Raw genomic sequence first — 13,994 nt, 5'->3', positions numbered from 1 at the left:
TGGGTGAGTCTGTCGGTGTCAGAGCTGGTCGTAGCCTTCGGCCAGATGCAGGTCTTTGAGCTTCACGTAATTCGCCGCGCTGTAGGTGAAAAAGGCCCGTTCCTTGTCAGTCAGTGGACGGATCTGTTTCACCGGGCTGCCGACATAGAGGAAACCGCTTTCCAGGCGTTTACCCGGGGGCACCAGACTGCCCGCGCCAATGATCACCTCGTCTTCGACCACTGCGCCGTCCATGACGATACTGCCCATGCCGATCAGGATCCGGTTGCCGACCGCGCAGCCGTGCAGCATGACTTTGTGGGCAATGGTCACGTCGTCGCCGATTAACAGCGGGAAACCGTCGGGGTTGAAGGGCCCGGCGTGGGTGATATGCAGCACGCAGCCATCCTGCACGCTGGTGCGCTGGCCAATGCGGATGCGGTGCATGTCGCCGCGGATCACGGTCAGCGGCCAGACTGAACTGTCTTCGCCTATTTCGACGTCGCCGATCACCACCGCCGAGCCGTCGACAAACGCGCCTTTGCCGAGCATGGGGGTGTGGTTCTGGTACTTGCGAAGGGACACGATAGGCTCTCTCTCTTTTGTTGATAGCTGCGGTTGGCGTCGATTGTAATTAAGATGGCCGCATGTTTCTTCCAGCCAAGGTGCCAACCGTGAGCGTGAACAACCCTCTTTTGCAGTCCTACGACCTGCCGCCGTTCTCGGCGATCCGCGCCGAGCACGTACAACCGGCCATCGAACAGATCCTCGCGGACAACCGCGCCGCCATCGCCGAGCTCCTCAAAAGCCAGGGCAAACAGCCTACCTGGGCGGGGCTGGTGCTGGCGATGGACGAACTGAACGACCGTCTGGGCGCGGCCTGGAGCCCGGTCAGTCACCTGAACGCCGTGTGCAACAGTGCCGAACTGCGTGAGGCTTACGAGTCCTGCCTGCCGGCACTGAGCGCCTACGCCACCGAAATGGGCCAGAACCGCGAACTGTTCCAGGCTTATGAAGCCCTGGTCAACAGCCCGGAAGCGGCCGGCTTCGACGTCGCACAAAAAACCATACTCGAACACGCACTGCGTGATTTCCGTCTGTCGGGTATCGATCTGCCTGCGCCTGAGCAAAAGCGCTATGCCGAAGTGCAGAGCAAACTGTCCGAGCTGGGCAGCCACTTCTCCAACCAATTGCTCGACGCCACCCAGGCCTGGACCAAGCACATCACCGATGAAGCCGCCCTCGCCGGCCTGACCGATTCGGCCAAGGCGCAGATGGCTGCCGCTGCCCAAGCCAAAGACCTGGAAGGCTGGTTGATCACCCTGGAATTCCCAAGCTATTTCGCGGTGATGACCTACGCCCAGGACCGTGCATTGCGCGAAGAAGTCTACGCCGCCTACTGCACCCGTGCGTCGGACCAAGGTCCGAACGCCGGTCAGAACGATAACAGCCCGGTGATGGAAGAGATCCTCGGCCTGCGTCAGGAGCTGGCCAAGCTGCTGGGTTTCGCCAGTTTCTCGGAGCTGAGCCTGGCCACCAAAATGGCTGAATCCAGCGATCAGGTGCTGAGCTTCCTGCGCGATCTGGCCAAGCGCAGCAAACCGTTCGCCGCGCAGGATCTGGAGCAACTCAAAGCCTACGCTGCCGAACAGGGTTGCCCTGATCTGCAAAGCTGGGACAGCGGTTTCTACGGCGAAAAACTCCGTGAGCAACGTTACAGCGTCGCCCAGGAAGCCCTGCGTGCGTACTTCCCGATCGATAAAGTCCTGAGCGGTCTGTTCGCCATCGTTCAGCGCCTGTATGGCATCGAAATCGCCGAATTGAAAGGTTTCGACACCTGGCACCCGGACGTTCGCCTGTTCGAAATCAAGGAGAATGGCGAGCACGTCGGGCGCTTCTTCTTCGACCTGTATGCCCGTGCCAACAAGCGCGGCGGTGCCTGGATGGACGGCGCCCGCGACCGTCGCCGCACCGCGGCAGGCGTCTTGCAAAGCCCGGTAGCCAACCTGGTGTGCAACTTCACCCCGGCTGACAGCGGCAAACCTGCCCTGCTGACCCACGATGAAGTCACCACGCTGTTCCACGAATTCGGTCACGGCCTGCATCACCTGCTGACCCGTGTCGAATATTCTGGCGTTTCCGGTATCAACGGCGTGGCGTGGGACGCGGTCGAGTTGCCAAGTCAGTTCATGGAAAACTGGTGCTGGGAGCCAGAAGGCCTGGCGCTGATTTCCGGACATTACGAAACCGGCGAGCCACTGCCGCAGGACCTGCTGCAAAAAATGCTCGCCGCAAAGAATTTCCAGTCCGGGCTGATGATGGTTCGTCAGCTGGAATTCTCGATGTTCGACTTCGAACTGCATGCCACCCATGGCGACGGTCGTAGCGTGCTGCAAGTGCTTGAAGGCGTGCGCGACGAGGTTTCGGTGATGCGCCCGCCGGCCTACAACCGTTTCCCTAACAGCTTCGCGCACATCTTCGCTGGCGGTTATGCGGCGGGTTACTACAGCTATAAATGGGCTGAAGTGCTGTCGGCCGATGCCTTCTCGAAGTTCGAGGAAGAAGGCGTGCTGAATGCCGCCACCGGTCGTGCGTTCCGCGAGGCGATCCTGGCGCGTGGCGGTTCTCAGGAGCCGATGGTGCTGTTCGTCGATTTCCGCGGACGTGCGCCGTCGATTGACGCACTCTTGCGCCACAGCGGCCTCAACGAGGACGCGGCAGCATGAGTGACGGGCCTGTGAGCAAAACCAAGAAACGCTTCATCGCCGGGGCAGTCTGCCCGGCGTGCAGCGAGCCGGACAAGTTGATGATGTGGAGCGAAGACGAGGTGCCGCACCGCGAATGCGTGGCCTGCGGTTATTCCGATACGCTGAACGAGCAAGGTCTGTCAGTGCCCAAGGAATTGGGTACGCGGGTCAATACCACCGCGTTGAAAGTCCCGGACGCCAAAGTCCAGGCTGTGCAGTTCTTTCCCAATCCGAAGCTGAAGAAAAAGTCTGACGATCAGTCCTGATCATTCCGCGCTTTGAAATCCGCCTTTGAGCCTGAGTGCTCAAGGGCGGTATTTATCGACGACCACCACAATCCTCCAGTGCAGGTCCACGATCCGCCTTACCTGATTGGGTACGAGGCTTGTTGTGGCGCGCCCTCAGATCTTCGGTTCTTCGCTATTGACCGTTTTTAACCAGCTTTTCATCGAGCAGGTGGCAAACACGCTGGTACTGCAATCGCCGTTGGCCAACGCGGTACGTAGTTTGTCGACATTGGCCTGCATCATGTAGCGAATGCCGTTCTTGAAGTGAGTATTGTCGTCGAAACCTCCCTGGGTCATTTCGCTCAGGGCGTCTTCTTTGCTCCAGCCTTGCACCACCACGCGGTACATCGCTGCCATCAGGCCAGTGCGATCCGATCCGCGTTTGCAATGGATCAACACCGGGCCTTTGCTTTGACCGGTTTGAATGGCCCGCAGCGCGCTCAGCACCTCGCTGTCATCGACATGGCTGGTCTTGTAGGGCAATTGCACCAGATTGATACCGGGGGTCGATAGCCAGCTTGCGTCGGGCTCGGGCAGAAAATTGATCACCGTCGTGATCTGAAGTTTTTCCAGCAGCGCCAGCGCCTCGTGATCCGGGAGAGCGCTGCGGTAGAGGGTTGGCGACATCTGATAAAGGCCATACTGCGCTTCGACGGGCTGGGCCCATTCGCCGGGACGGATGGATTGGGTTAGCTCGGCCTGAACCTGATCGAACGCAAATAACGCCATGAACGACAGGCACAGTGCGAGCAAGAGGCGGTTTTTCGACATGAGTCAGCGGGCCGTGGATGAAGGAATGGGCGACTAATTCCCAGCCTGAACCCTGAGCAGTCAAAGGTCTGTGAGGGGCTTGTCAAAGAATCGTTAAGCCTGAGGGTGCCTTCGACGTTTACGAGGACGGTATTTGCCAAGTGTTTGTCGGGTCAGGAAGTGATGGGTGGAGGTGAACTTTAGAGTGGCAAAAATTATTCAACGATTTGGGTGAACGATGAAAGGTTATTAATGGTTGTTATATAGGTGTCACTAACGCCTGCGAAGATATGTTCGCAGGCGTTGGTGTTTGAATCGCAGCCTGTATTATCAAGTACCGGATCAGGTCCGGTTATGGACGTACAATACGTGCATATGCTTTGGCCAACGCCAGCAGCCTGGCTTTGTCATCGGCATCAATATCGCCATCGCCGTCCACATCCTTGCGGGCGCTCCCGAGGGTGAAGGATTGCCCGCCGTCGCTGGAAACTGCCGTCATGAAAATCGAGTCCACCAGCGTCTCGGTTTGTACTTCGTTTTCTGCATCCCAACCCGGTTCTTTTCGTGCAAGTTGCATCGAAACCAAGGTGTTTGGCTCCGAAGGCCCCGGCCTCATTAGTTGCAGGAAAATACCGCGTTGATTAAAGAATGACATCGTTGAATCCTTTTCAATAGTTATCCAGTGTGGTATTGCGTGTGCCAAGGATAGTACGGGCAACTTTTATCAGATGACTAAGGGTTATATGTATCTTGTTCTTACGCTTATAAGTTACTTAACAAATAGTTGTCTATGACGGGTAGGGCTTTAACGTGACTCCTTCGCGAAAGGTGCCGAACGGTACTGGCCTGACATTGGATCTTCCGATACTGTACGGACATACAGTTGTTAGGGTTTCCCCCAATGTTCACGCCCTTGCCACCTCGCGGACGCGGCACCGCCAGCAACCCGCACAATCGCTTTGCGCCGAACCGCTCGGTGGCCGAAGACGATGGCTGGTACCAGGAAGCCCCGCTGACCCAGGGCACCGTGGTGCGCATCGAGGCGGCGAAAACCATCATCACCCGCAACAATTCGCCCGACCTGCCCTTCGATCGCTCGATCAATCCCTATCGAGGTTGCGAACACGGCTGCATCTACTGCTATGCACGACCCAGTCATGCCTATTGGGACCTGTCGCCCGGGCTGGATTTCGAGACGAAGCTGATCGCCAAAAGTAACGCCGCCGACGTACTGGAGCAGCAACTTTCCAAGCGTGGTTATCAGTGTGCGCCGATCAACCTGGGCTCCAACACCGATCCCTATCAGCCGATCGAGCGCGAACACAAAATCACCCGGCGAATTCTCCAGGTGCTGCTGCGTTACCGGCATCCGGTGACGATTATCACCAAGGGCTCACTCATTCTCCGTGATCTGGATCTGCTCAGTGAGCTCGCCGAACAGCGGCTGGTGGCGGTGATGATCAGCCTGACCAGCCTCGACGACGAGCTTAAACGCATCCTTGAGCCGCGAACGGCTGCCCCGAAGGCGCGGCTGCGGGCGATTCGGGTCATGCGTGAGGCCGGGATTCCGGTGGGCGTCTTGTGTTCGCCAATGATCCCGATGATCAACGACAGTGAACTGGAAAGCCTGCTTACCGAAGCTCACGCGGCCGGTGCGCAGAGTGCGGCTTACATGATGTTGCGCCTGCCGCTGGAAGTGGCGCCGTTGTTCGAGGAGTGGCTGGCGGCCCACTATCCGCAGCGTGCAGCCCATGTATTGAGCTTGATCCGCCAAAGTCGTGGTGGTGAACTGTATGACAGCCGCTTTGGCGCTCGCATGCGCGGCGAAGGACCGTTCGCCGATCTGTTGGCGCAACGCTTCGCCAAAACAATAAAACGTCTTGGGCTCAATCAACGTGAAGGTTTCAATCTGGACTGCGCAGCCTTTTGTCCGCCCGGGGCTCAAATGTCGTTGCTTTAGCAACAATTGGCCTATGGTAAGTAGTGAAAAACGCGGTGTGTTTGTCCGTCGGTCACGTTTTTTGTAACCTGGAACGCACGTTCTAGAGCGGTTTATTCAGTTTGAGTTAAGTTTCGGTGGGTACCTTGTCCATAGAGTGACTGCATGGTCATTGATCGGCGATCTGTACGCTTTCTAACCAGTCGCTGGCTTTATCCCAGGTAAAACGGGAAAATTTCCCTACTCCGTCAAAGAGGATGAATTATGAGTGACAAGGATAAACAGCCGTTGGCTGCGTCGGCTTCCGCCCTGCCCGAGGCCGAAAGCGCCGATGCAGCGCTGCAGCAAATCGTTGACGGCTTTTTACACTTCCATCACGAGGTCTTCCCGCAACAGGAAGCACTCTTTAAGAAACTCGCCACGGCTCAGCGGCCCAGAGCGATGTTTATTGCATGCGCGGACTCGCGCATCGTTCCCGAATTGATTACCCAAAGCGCCCCTGGCGATCTGTTTGTCACCCGTAACGTTGGCAACGTAGTGCCACCCTATGGCCAGATGAACGGCGGGGTTTCCACGGCCATCGAATATGCGGTGCTGGCCCTTGGCGTACAGCACATCATCATTTGCGGACACTCCGATTGCGGTGCCATGCGTGCTGTACTCAATCCGCAAAGCCTGGAAAAAATGCCCACGGTAAAAGCCTGGCTGCGTCACGCCGAAGTAGCAAAAACCATGGTTCAGGAGAACTGCCATTGCGCTGACGAAAACGAAAGCATGCAGGTGCTCACCGAAGAAAACGTCATCGCCCAGTTGCAGCATTTGCGCACTCACCCTTCAGTGGCTTCGCGCATGGCCAACGGTCACCTGTTTATCCATGGCTGGGTCTACAGCATCGAAACCAGCGAAATCAAAGCCTACGATGCGGATAAGGGCTGCTTCCTGCCTCTGGATGGCACTCATCCGATTCCCATGGCGACGCCTAAAGCGCGCTTCTAAATCCTCCTAAACACCTTGTCTGGTCTGGCCAGGGCTGCTGAAAAGCGGTCGGGCTTCGCCACGCCTGAAGAATCTCAGGAGAATGCTAATGCGTGCTGCGCAATTGAAAGCTGTTTTGCCACGGGAGCTGCTGGCTTCGGTGGTGGTGTTTCTGGTCGCCCTGCCCTTGTGCATGGGGATTGCAATCGCTTCCGGCATGCCGCCGGCCAAGGGCCTGATCACCGGGATTATCGGTGGCCTGGTGGTCGGTTGGCTGGCCGGATCGCCGCTGCAAGTCAGCGGCCCGGCCGCAGGGCTGGCGGTATTGGTCTTTGAGTTGGTGCGCCAGCATGGCTTGGCGATGCTCGGGCCAATTCTGCTGCTGGCCGGGTTTCTGCAACTGGTGGCCGGGCGTTTGCGGCTGGGCTGCTGGTTCCGCGTGACGGCGCCGGCGGTGGTTTACGGCATGCTGGCGGGCATCGGTGTGCTGATCGTGCTATCGCAGGTGCATGTGATGCTCGACGGTGTTCCCAAACCCTCAGGCCTGGATAACTTGAGCGGGTTTCCGGCGGCCGTTGCCCACGCCTTGCCGACGCTCGGTGGCGGGCCGGGTTGGCAGGCCGGCCTGCTCGGGCTGTCGACGATTCTGGTAATGGGCCTGTGGGAGAAATTTCGTCCGCAATCGCTGCGTTTCATTCCTGGCGCCTTGCTCGGCGTTGGTTTGGCGACCCTTGCCAGTCTGGCGCTGGCATTGAACGTCAAACGGGTTGAAGTCCCGGCTAACCTGGCCGAGGCGATTGACTGGCTGAAGCCGGCCGACCTGTTGAATCTGGCCGACCCCAATCTGCTGATCGCCGCCTTCGCCGTGGCTTTCATTGCCAGCGCCGAAACCCTGCTTTCGGCAGCGGCGGTAGATCGTATGCACAGCGGCGAGCGTTCGGATTTCGACCGCGAATTGTCCGCCCAAGGTGTCGGCAACATGCTCTGCGGTCTGGTCGGTGCGCTGCCGATGACGGGCGTGATCGTGCGCAGTTCAGCCAACGTACAGGCCGGCGCCAAGACTCGGTTGTCGGCGATTTTTCACGGTGTCTGGCTGCTGGCGTTTGTATTGCTGCTGTCCAGCGTGCTGCAAAGCATTCCGGTCGCCAGCCTGGCGGGCGTGCTGGTGTATACCGGGGTGAAACTGGTGGACTTGAAGGCGTTTCGCGGACTGGGACGGTATGGCCGGATGCCAATGTTTACCTATGCGGCGACTGCGCTGGCGATCATCTTCAGCGATTTGCTGACCGGTGTACTGATCGGTTTTGGCCTGACCCTGGCGAAGCTGGCCTGGAAGGCCTCGCGACTTAAAATCAGCCTGATCGACCTTCCGGCAGAGGGCGAAATGGAGTTGCGACTGATGGGGGCTGCGACCTTTCTCAAGGTGCCAGCATTGAGCCGGGTCCTCAAGGCTATTCCGGCCGGTACGACGGTGCATGTGCCGCTCAGTAACCTGAGTTACATCGACCACTCATGTCTGGAGTTGCTTGAGGAATGGGGGCGGGCCAATGCCAGCAAAGGCTCGAAACTGCTGATCGAGGCGCGTGGGTTGAAACGCAGATTGGAGGGGCGATTGCGGACGACCGTGGGGATAGGCTCCGTCAGGGTTTAAAGCAAAAGATCGCAGCCTCCGGCAGCTCCTACAGGGAATTACATACACCCGTAGGAGCTGCCGAAGGCTGCGATCTTTTAGACGCTACGGATCAAGCCGCAGGCTGATCCAGTTCCAGGCCTACGCCCAGCTGACGCGACAGGCACGGCCAGCGCTTCCAGGCGGCGCCAGTGTCCGGGCTGTTGAGCTTTTCCCGGTAGGCTTCGACGGACTCCAGCGCGAAGCTTTCTTCGTTCAGCATCTCATCAACGGCGTGATGCACAGCCTCATCCAGTTGATTGGCGAACTCCTCGCCGATCAGTTGGTGGGCAATCAGGTTGGCGACAGTCATGTCCAATGGGATCAGTGGCTGGCCGAAATGTTTGATGTAGAGGTCGTTAACCTCTTCTACCAGGCGATGTGCCAGGTAGGCTTCGTCCAGCAGACTATCCAGGCCTTCGTGACCGGCCATGATCGCCGGTGGTTGGAGGAAGAACTGCTCGGCGATTGTCAGCACCGGTTTGATCTGCGACTCGATCCCCGCTTCACGCGCTACGTCGTTGGCAGCGTCGAGCAAGTCCGGCACTTGTTCTATATAAGCGGTGACAAAACGGGTCATCACGCCCTTGGCGTCGATGTCCGGCAATTGGATGGCTGAATGCAGGTGCGGCAATTGGACTTCCAGCTGACGGGTCAGCTGACCGGTTTCGGCTTCATGTTGTTGGGCACGTTGAATCTGCTCGCGCAATGCGGCGGTGTTCATGAAAACTCCAGGAAACGAATGCAAGGAAATAGGGGAAGACATAAGTTAGCCTGCTTATAAAAGTGGCTAAGACGTATTTGTCATAATTATTTCACCTTTGATGCCGCTGCGTTATATCGATTTGCCATCACCGATCCCACATCCTTCTCCATCCGTGGCCTGTGGCGCAAGTGTCAGGTGTTTCAGTTCATTTACGCCATCGCATTGCGAGGTCTGACTCGCTGTCTATACTCGGATTTGAATGGAGTTAGCTGATGACGCCCGACTGCATAAGCAGCAAGGCCCGGCGATTCAAGTTCGTAGTCTGAAAAAGCCGCTCCCTTGCCGCCGGTGTTAGCCGGCGGGATAACAAGAACGATAAGGGGAACCCGCAATGATGCGACATCCACACGTCTGGATGGGCCTCCTGTTGTGGTCGATTTTCAGCCAGGCACAAGCGGCCTGGACTGTGAATATGGCGCCTGGAGCGACTGAAATCAGTCACGCAGTATTCGACCTGCACATGACCATTTTCTGGGTCTGTGTGGTGATCGGCATTATCGTTTTCGGCGCCATGTTCTGGTCGATGATGATGCATCGGCGCTCCACCGGGCAGGTGGCCGCCAAATTCCATGAAAGTACGACGGTCGAGATTCTCTGGACCGTGGTGCCTTTCATCATTCTGGTTGCCATGGCTGTTCCGGCGACCGCGACCCTGATCAAGATGTATGACACCAGTGAGCCGGATATCGATATCCAGATCACCGGTTATCAGTGGAAGTGGCATTACAAATACCTGGGCCAGGACGTCGAGTTCTTCAGCAACCTGGCCACACCGCAAGAACAGATACATAACCAGGCCGTGAAAGGCGAAAACTACCTGCTGGAAGTCGATCAACCGTTGGTACTACCGGTCGGTGCCAAGGTGCGCTTTCTGGTGACCTCCGCTGACGTGATCCACTCCTGGTGGGTGCCGGCGTTCTCGGTCAAGCGCGATGCGATACCCGGGTTCGTCAACGAGGCCTGGACCCGTATCGACAAGCCCGGTATCTACCGCGGACAGTGCTCCGAGCTGTGTGGCAAGGACCATGGCTTCATGCCGATTGTGGTCGATGTCAGAACCCAGGCCGATTACGACACCTGGCTGACCGATCGCAAAGCCGACGCCGCCAAGCTCAAAGAGCTGACCAGCAAAGAGTGGACCCTCGACGAGCTGAAGGAACGCGGCGACAAGATCTATCACACTACCTGCGTGGCCTGTCACCAGGCCGAAGGTCAGGGCTTGCCACCCATGTTTCCGGCGCTCAAAGGTTCGCCAATCGCCACGGGTCCGATAGAGGGCCATCTGCATCGGGTCTTCTTCGGCAAGCCTGGCACTGCCATGGCCGCCTTCGGCAAACAGTTGTCGGAGGTCGACATCGCCGCCGTTGTGACCTACGAGCGTAATGCCTGGGGCAACAACAAGGGTGACATGGTCACGCCCAAAGACGTTCTGGCCCTGAAACAGGCAGAAAGCAAATGACCCAGCCTATTACGTGCTCTCGGAACTGGCCAGGGCTCTTCACCCCTGGCTGCCCAGCCCAGCCGTTTGCAGGAGACAGGACATGAATGCTGTGAGCGATGACCATGGTCATGCAATCGTTGACAACCACGCCCACGGTCCCGCCAAGGGCTTGATGCGCTGGGTGCTGACCACCAACCATAAAGACATTGGCACCCTGTACCTGTGGTTCAGCTTTTCCATGTTCCTGCTCGGTGGCTCGTTCGCCATGGTGATCCGTGCCGAACTGTTCCAGCCGGGACTGCACATCGTCCAGCCAGAGTTCTTCAACCAGATGACCACCATGCATGGTCTGGTTATGGTCTTCGGTGCAGTGATGCCAGCATTCGTCGGCCTCGCCAACTGGATGATTCCGCTGATGATCGGTGCGCCGGACATGGCCCTGCCGCGGATGAACAACTTCAGTTTCTGGCTGTTACCGGCAGCGTTTCTGCTGCTGGTGTCGACCCTGTTCATGCCGGGCGGCGGGCCCAACTTCGGCTGGACCTTCTATGCGCCGTTGTCGACGACCTACGGACCGGCAAGCGCGACGTTCTTTATCTTCGCCATCCACCTGATGGGCATCAGTTCGATCATGGGTTCGATCAACGTGATCTCGACCATTCTCAACCTGCGCGCTCCCGGCATGACCCTGATGAAAATGCCGTTGTTCGTCTGGACGTGGTTGATCACCGCGTTCCTGTTGATCGCGGTGATGCCGGTGCTGGCGGGGTGCGTGACCATGATGCTGATGGACATTCACTTTGGCACCAGCTTTTTCAGCGCCGCCGGTGGCGGCGATCCGGTGTTGTTCCAGCACGTGTTCTGGTTCTTCGGCCACCCCGAGGTGTACATCATGATCCTGCCGGCTTTCGGCGCGGTCAGTTCGATCATCCCGGCGTTTTCACGCAAACCGCTGTTTGGCTACACCTCAATGGTTTACGCCACGGCCAGTATTGCCTTCCTGTCGTTCATCGTCTGGGGGCATCACATGTTCGTGGTCGGGATCCCACTGGTCGGTGAGCTGTTCTACATGTACGCGACCTTACTGATTGCGGTGCCGACAGGCGTGAAGGTGTTCAACTGGGTCAGCACCATGTGGCAAGGCTCTCTGACCTTCGAGACGCCGATGTTGTTTGCGGTAGCCTTCGTCATTTTGTTCACCATCGGCGGCTTCTCCGGGTTGATGCTGGCCATGGCGCCTGCGGACTTCCAGTACCACGGCACCTATTTTGTGGTGGCGCATTTCCACTATGTGCTGGTACCTGGCGCGATCTTCGGGATTTTCGCTTCCACGTATTACTGGCTGCCGAAGTGGACCGGGCACATGTATGACGAGACCTTGGGCAAGCTGCACTTCTGGCTGTCTTTTGTCGGTATGAACCTGACCTTCTTCCCTATGCACTTTGTCGGGTTGGCGGGGATGCCGCGGCGAGTACCGGACTACAACCTGCAATTCGCCGACTTCAACATGGTCTCCTCGATTGGTGGCTTCATGTTTGGCACGACGCAACTTCTCTTCCTGTTCATCGTCATCAAGTGCATCCGCGGCGGGCCGCCAGCACCGGCCAAACCGTGGGATGGCGCCGAAGGCCTGGAGTGGAGCATCCCGTCGCCGGCGCCGTATCACACCTTCACCACGCCGCCGGAAGTGAAATGAACACCCGCGCCCGCAAGGTAGACGTTCATGGCTGACTCTATCTCGCTCAAACGGCTGGTCACCCGTTTGCTGTTGTTGGTGGTGGCCATGTTCGCCTTTGGCTTTGCCCTGGTGCCGATCTACGACGTGATGTGCAAGGCGTTCGGCATCAATGGCAAAACTGCGGGGCAGTATGAGGGCGAACAGGTGGTCGACACATCACGACAGATTCGCGTGCAGTTCCTGTCGACCAACGCTGTGGACATGGTCTGGGATTTTTACCCCAAGGCCGACGACATGGTGGTCAATCCCGGCGCGGTGAACGAGATGATCTTTGTCGCCCGCAACCCGACCGATCATCCGATGAGTGCTCAGGCTATACCCAGCATTTCTCCTGGCACGGCGGCGGTGTATTTCCACAAGACCGAGTGTTTCTGCTTCACCCAGCAGGTGTTGCAACCCGGAGAGCGAATCGAGATGCCCGTACGTTTCATCGTCGACCGTGAGATTTCCAAGGATGTGAAACACCTGACGCTGGCTTACACGCTGTTCGATATCACCGCACGTCATCCGCCGGTTGTAGCAAGCACCAATACCGGTCCTTGAGACGTCCAGGCGTGCCCGATAAGGAGAACAATAAATGGCAACTCATGAGCATTATTACGTTCCCGCCCAGAGCAAATGGCCGATCATTGCCACGGTAGGCATGTTCACCACCCTGTTCGGACTGGGCACCTGGTTCAACGACCTCAAGGCTGCCCGACCCGAATCCCATGGCCCGTTGATCTTTTTTGTCGGCAGCCTGGTGCTGGCCTATATGCTTTTTGGCTGGTTCGGCACAGTGATCAAGGAGAGCCGGTCCGGGTTGTATAGCGCCCAAATGGATCGCTCGTTTCGTTGGGGCATGAGCTGGTTCATCTTCTCCGAAGTGATGTTCTTTATTGCCTTCTTCGGTGCGCTGTTCTACGTGCGTAACCTGTCCGGACCCTGGCTCGGCGGCGAAGGCCACAAGGGCATCGCGCACATGCTCTGGCCGAACTTCCAGTTCGCCTGGCCGTTGCTGCACACCCCTGACCCGACCCTCTTCCCGCCACCCAAGGAAGTCATCAGCCCCTGGGGTTTACCGCTGCTGAACACGGTGCTGCTGGTCAGTTCCAGTGTCACCGTGACCATCGCCCACCATGCCTTGAAGAAGGGCCATCGCGGCGCACTGAAAATCTGGCTCGCACTGACGGTGCTGCTGGGCTGGGCGTTTCTCGGCTTCCAGGCCAAGGAATACATCCACGCCTATCACGAACTCGGGTTGACCCTGGGTTCAGGCGTCTACGGCGCGACTTTCTTCATGCTCACCGGTTTCCACGGTGCCCACGTGACCATCGGCACGATCATCCTGTTCGTGATGCTGATGCGAGTGATGCGCGGGCATTTCAGTGCCGAACACCAGTTCGGCTTCGAGGCGGCCAGTTGGTATTGGCACTTCGTCGATGTGGTGTGGATCGGTCTGTTTGTCTTCGTTTACGTACTCTGAGACAGCGCTTACCAAGGTGCGGTAGACACCAGTTGGCCGCTGAAAAATCCCCAGGCAATCAAGCCGACGGTGATGGCGGCCAGACTGACACGCACACTCAGGGCGATGACCAGACGGTTTGAGCGGCTGTCGTCCTTGACCAGAAAAAACAGGCCGCTGAACAGGCTGACAACCGTGGCGATCAGCATCAGGACGATGGCTGCTTTGAGCATGGTAAGACTCCGGGGGAAATGCGATG

At 57.9% G+C, this 13,994-nt stretch carries 14 protein-coding genes; 9 read left to right on the top strand and 5 right to left on the bottom strand.

Annotated elements, in window-relative coordinates; all coding sequences use genetic code 11:
- Positions 1–18: 18 nt before the first annotated feature.
- On the bottom strand, positions 19–564 hold the full coding sequence (locus BLL42_RS13850) for a gamma carbonic anhydrase family protein (protein ID WP_071552604.1): 546 nt from the start codon (positions 562–564) through the stop codon (positions 19–21).
- Positions 565–626: 62 nt separating this feature from the next.
- On the opposite strand from BLL42_RS13850, the gene prlC reads away from it, so the two are divergent.
- Together prlC and BLL42_RS13840 are read left to right on the top strand one after the other, a co-directional pair.
- Positions 627–2,705 (top strand): oligopeptidase A, encoded by a 2,079-nt coding sequence (gene prlC, locus BLL42_RS13845; protein WP_167368538.1) that lies wholly within the window; start codon positions 627–629, stop codon positions 2,703–2,705.
- Positions 2,702–2,992, top strand: coding sequence for a YheV family putative zinc ribbon protein (locus BLL42_RS13840; RefSeq protein WP_071552603.1), 291 nt, complete (start codon positions 2,702–2,704; stop codon positions 2,990–2,992). The genes prlC and BLL42_RS13840 overlap by 4 nt, the downstream gene beginning before the upstream one ends.
- Before the next feature lie 135 nt (positions 2,993–3,127).
- On the opposite strand, the gene BLL42_RS13835 is transcribed toward BLL42_RS13840, so the two are convergent.
- Both BLL42_RS13835 and BLL42_RS13830 read right to left on the bottom strand, forming a co-directional pair.
- A complete protein-coding gene (locus BLL42_RS13835; protein ID WP_071552602.1) occupies positions 3,128–3,784 on the bottom strand; it encodes a dual specificity protein phosphatase family protein in 657 nt (218 codons plus the stop codon).
- 331 nt (positions 3,785–4,115) lie between these two features.
- The gene (locus BLL42_RS13830) at positions 4,116–4,418 is read right to left on the bottom strand and encodes a hypothetical protein (RefSeq protein ID WP_071552601.1); all 303 of its coding nucleotides are present in this window, start codon (positions 4,416–4,418) and stop codon (positions 4,116–4,118) included.
- Positions 4,419–4,664: 246 nt separating this feature from the next.
- Here BLL42_RS13830 and BLL42_RS13825 point away from each other — a divergent pair, with 246 nt between their 5' ends.
- The 3 genes from BLL42_RS13825 to BLL42_RS13815 all read left to right on the top strand — a co-directional run bounded on the left by BLL42_RS13825 (position 4,665) and on the right by BLL42_RS13815 (position 8,328).
- A complete protein-coding gene (locus BLL42_RS13825; RefSeq protein ID WP_071552600.1) occupies positions 4,665–5,723 on the top strand; it encodes a PA0069 family radical SAM protein in 1,059 nt (352 codons plus the stop codon).
- Positions 5,724–5,966: 243 nt separating this feature from the next.
- The gene (locus BLL42_RS13820) at positions 5,967–6,698 is read left to right on the top strand and encodes a carbonic anhydrase (RefSeq protein WP_071552599.1); all 732 of its coding nucleotides are present in this window, start codon (positions 5,967–5,969) and stop codon (positions 6,696–6,698) included.
- Positions 6,699–6,786: 88 nt separating this feature from the next.
- Positions 6,787–8,328, top strand: coding sequence for a SulP family inorganic anion transporter (locus BLL42_RS13815; RefSeq protein ID WP_071552598.1), 1,542 nt, complete (start codon positions 6,787–6,789; stop codon positions 8,326–8,328).
- 91 nt (positions 8,329–8,419) lie between these two features.
- Here BLL42_RS13815 and BLL42_RS13810 read toward each other — a convergent pair whose 3' ends face one another.
- Positions 8,420–9,070: a hypothetical protein gene (locus BLL42_RS13810; RefSeq protein ID WP_071552597.1), complete on the bottom strand. Its 651-nt coding sequence runs from the start codon at positions 9,068–9,070 to the stop codon at positions 8,420–8,422.
- Positions 9,071–9,443: 373 nt separating this feature from the next.
- Between BLL42_RS13810 and coxB the strand changes: the two genes are divergently transcribed.
- From coxB to BLL42_RS13790, 4 genes are all read left to right on the top strand, one after another.
- A complete protein-coding gene (gene coxB, locus BLL42_RS13805) occupies positions 9,444–10,571 on the top strand; it encodes a cytochrome c oxidase subunit II (protein WP_071552596.1) in 1,128 nt (375 codons plus the stop codon).
- Between the two features lie 82 nt (positions 10,572–10,653).
- On the top strand, positions 10,654–12,249 hold the full coding sequence (gene ctaD, locus BLL42_RS13800; RefSeq protein WP_071552595.1) for a cytochrome c oxidase subunit I: 1,596 nt from the start codon (positions 10,654–10,656) through the stop codon (positions 12,247–12,249).
- A gap of 27 nt (positions 12,250–12,276) precedes the next feature.
- The gene (locus BLL42_RS13795) at positions 12,277–12,834 is read left to right on the top strand and encodes a cytochrome c oxidase assembly protein (RefSeq protein ID WP_071552594.1); all 558 of its coding nucleotides are present in this window, start codon (positions 12,277–12,279) and stop codon (positions 12,832–12,834) included.
- A 34-nt stretch (positions 12,835–12,868) separates the two neighbouring features.
- Positions 12,869–13,756 (top strand): cytochrome c oxidase subunit 3, encoded by an 888-nt coding sequence (locus BLL42_RS13790; RefSeq protein ID WP_071552593.1) that lies wholly within the window; start codon positions 12,869–12,871, stop codon positions 13,754–13,756.
- A gap of 8 nt (positions 13,757–13,764) precedes the next feature.
- Here BLL42_RS13790 and BLL42_RS13785 read toward each other — a convergent pair whose 3' ends face one another.
- Positions 13,765–13,968, bottom strand: a complete 204-nt coding sequence (locus BLL42_RS13785) for a twin transmembrane helix small protein (RefSeq protein WP_071552592.1) — start codon at positions 13,966–13,968, stop codon at positions 13,765–13,767.
- Positions 13,969–13,994 lie beyond the last annotated feature (26 nt).

The sequence above is a fragment of the Pseudomonas frederiksbergensis genome, from assembly GCF_001874645.1.
Lineage (GTDB): Bacteria > Pseudomonadota > Gammaproteobacteria > Pseudomonadales > Pseudomonadaceae > Aquipseudomonas > Aquipseudomonas frederiksbergensis_B.
The sequence above is the reverse complement of the archived record's forward strand: the minus strand, read 5'-3'. Positions and strand labels throughout refer to the sequence as shown.

Bases quoted from the DNA above. Each gene is read 5' to 3' on its own strand.
- BLL42_RS13790 (WP_071552593.1), top strand. From the start codon at position 12,869: ATGGCAACTCATGAGCATTATTACGTTCCCGCCCAGAGCAAATGGCCG.
- prlC (WP_167368538.1), top strand. From the start codon at position 627: ATGTTTCTTCCAGCCAAGGTGCCAACCGTGAGCGTGAACAACCCTCTT.
- BLL42_RS13815 (WP_071552598.1), top strand. From the start codon at position 6,787: ATGCGTGCTGCGCAATTGAAAGCTGTTTTGCCACGGGAGCTGCTGGCT.
- BLL42_RS13840 (WP_071552603.1), top strand. From the start codon at position 2,702: ATGAGTGACGGGCCTGTGAGCAAAACCAAGAAACGCTTCATCGCCGGG.
- BLL42_RS13820 (WP_071552599.1), top strand. From the start codon at position 5,967: ATGAGTGACAAGGATAAACAGCCGTTGGCTGCGTCGGCTTCCGCCCTG.
- BLL42_RS13785 (WP_071552592.1), bottom strand. From the start codon at position 13,968: ATGCTCAAAGCAGCCATCGTCCTGATGCTGATCGCCACGGTTGTCAGC.
- BLL42_RS13795 (WP_071552594.1), top strand. From the start codon at position 12,277: ATGGCTGACTCTATCTCGCTCAAACGGCTGGTCACCCGTTTGCTGTTG.
- coxB (WP_071552596.1), top strand. From the start codon at position 9,444: ATGATGCGACATCCACACGTCTGGATGGGCCTCCTGTTGTGGTCGATT.
- BLL42_RS13825 (WP_071552600.1), top strand. From the start codon at position 4,665: ATGTTCACGCCCTTGCCACCTCGCGGACGCGGCACCGCCAGCAACCCG.
- ctaD (WP_071552595.1), top strand. From the start codon at position 10,654: ATGAATGCTGTGAGCGATGACCATGGTCATGCAATCGTTGACAACCAC.
- BLL42_RS13830 (WP_071552601.1), bottom strand. From the start codon at position 4,418: ATGTCATTCTTTAATCAACGCGGTATTTTCCTGCAACTAATGAGGCCG.
- BLL42_RS13810 (WP_071552597.1), bottom strand. From the start codon at position 9,070: ATGAACACCGCCGCATTGCGCGAGCAGATTCAACGTGCCCAACAACAT.
- BLL42_RS13835 (WP_071552602.1), bottom strand. From the start codon at position 3,784: ATGTCGAAAAACCGCCTCTTGCTCGCACTGTGCCTGTCGTTCATGGCG.